This is a genomic window from Candidatus Protofrankia californiensis (assembly GCF_900634765.1).
Classification (GTDB): domain Bacteria; phylum Actinomycetota; class Actinomycetes; order Frankiales; family Frankiaceae; genus Protofrankia; species Protofrankia californiensis.
This window is the reverse complement of the sequence record NZ_CAAAFT010000095.1, coordinates 46875-48746: the sequence shown is the minus strand read 5'-3', so window position 1 is coordinate 48746 and position 1872 is coordinate 46875. Positions and strand designations below refer to the sequence as shown.

1 protein-coding gene is annotated in these 1872 nt (G+C 69.7%); it reads left to right on the top strand.

Going from position 1 to position 1872, the window contains the following annotated elements; translation table 11 throughout:
* Nucleotides 1-296: 296 nt before the first annotated feature.
* Nucleotides 297-1872, top strand: a 1576-nt coding sequence (locus tag DD1DGNOD_RS05815) for an Hsp70 family protein (protein WP_131769620.1), incomplete at its 3' end; no start/stop codon positions are given.

Genomic DNA, 1872 nt, shown 5'->3' with positions numbered 1-1872 from the left:
GGCTTGCGCTGCGCAACACTTTTCGCGGCGGTCCGGCCGGCGCCGGCCCAGGTTCCGGACAACAGTCACACAACGTTCCGGACAGCGGTCACACAATACGCCGGTCACGTGCGGAGAAGTCGATGATCTCGCCGTCCCGTACCGGCGCCCACACGCCGTCGAGCCGGGAATCCGCCGGATGGCGACCGTGCGTAGTATCGGCAACGTTCGCAGACGCACCGGGCGGCTTCGCTCCGCCTCGGGCGCCGCCACCATCATGCCTGCCCCCATGACCCGGACCACGGCCACCGTACTGGATGAAGGCTGTCATATTCGGGCAGACCGGATCAGAAGATCCGCATGACTATCTACCCGGGGGGGACGTGGCAACCGGACTGACACTCGCCGTCGACATCGGCACCGGCTTCACCACCGCCGCGGTTGCCGTCGACGGCCGGCTGGAACCGTTACGGCTTGCTCCGGACGGACCGATGCGTGCTGTTGTCAGCCTGAGCCACGACGGCCGGCTGTTGACCGGCTCGGCCGCCGCCGACATCGCGGCAACGCATCCTGACCGCGCGCAACCCTGCCCCCTGCAGGCCCTGGAGAGCACCGACCAGGTGCAGCTCGGCAGCACGGTCATCCCCACGATCGAGCTGATCGCGGCCGTCCTGCGGCAGGTCGCACACGAGGCAACGCGTCACATCGCAGGCCCGCCGCCGGCACAGGTGGTCCTCACGGCACCGGTCCGGTGGAGTGGCGCCGAGGTCGACCGGCTCCGGGCTGCCGCATTCAGGGCGGGCCTGACCAACGTCACCCTGCTCCCGGAACCGATTGCGGCAGCCCGCTGGCAGGCCGACCCGGCCGGCCTCCGGCCGGGGTCGACCATCGCCGTCTATGATCTCGGCGCCGCAACCTTCGCAGCAACCATTCTCACCGCGACACCCGGGGGGTTCGAGATCCGCGGCGAGCCCGGTGGTAACCCCGAGTTCGGGGGCAACAAGATCGACGATATCCTGCTGCGCAGAGTCGCGGACCGTGCCGGCAAGACCGATTCACGCGCCTGGAACGCGTTGTGGGCCGACCCGAGCCCGTCCGGTCAGCAACTGCGCACCTGGATACGCCAGCAGGTCGTCGCGGCGAAGGAAGCGCTGTCGACCACGACCAGCCATACCGTCCGGGTCGGCGGATCCGTGGGAGACGTCGAGATCACCCGAGCGGATCTGGAAGCCTCGATCGACGGCGAGCTACGCGCCACCGTGACGGAGTTGATCCGGACGGCCGAGAACGCGGGTGTGCGGCCGGGCGAGCTCGCCGAGATATTTCTCGTCGGCGGATCAGCCCAGATACCCCGGATATCAGCACTGTTACTGGAGATGAGCGGCGTTCGGCCCCGACCCCCACGCGATCCTCAATACGCGATCCCGTTGGGCGCGCTGCTCACCGTCGGCGCGGTGGACAGCCCCACGGCGCCAGGGTATGGGGCGGGATACGCGGCCGCGGCAGCCGGCGGGGTTGCAACAGCCGGCGGGGCCGCTGCTGCGCACTCCGGTTCGGACCCCAACGCGACCCGCATTCTCCCGGAATCCGCCACGAACGCGGCGGCGGTTGGCCCTGACGCGGATCCGCGCCACGGACAGGAGCAGCACCCGTCCGGAGCGCAAGGGCAGTACCCGTCCGGAGCACAGGACCAGTACGTACCCACCGCCCGGTACCCGTTCGGCCAGTTCCCCTCCGGCCCCCACAGCCCCTATACGCCGCAGACCAGCCCTCAGGGTAACCTTACGCCATCAGGCGGATACCCTCCGCCTACTGGATACCCGCCACCGGGTGCGTACCCGGCAGGCCCGTATCCGTCCGGCCCGTATCCGTCCGGCCCGTATCCGTCCGGCC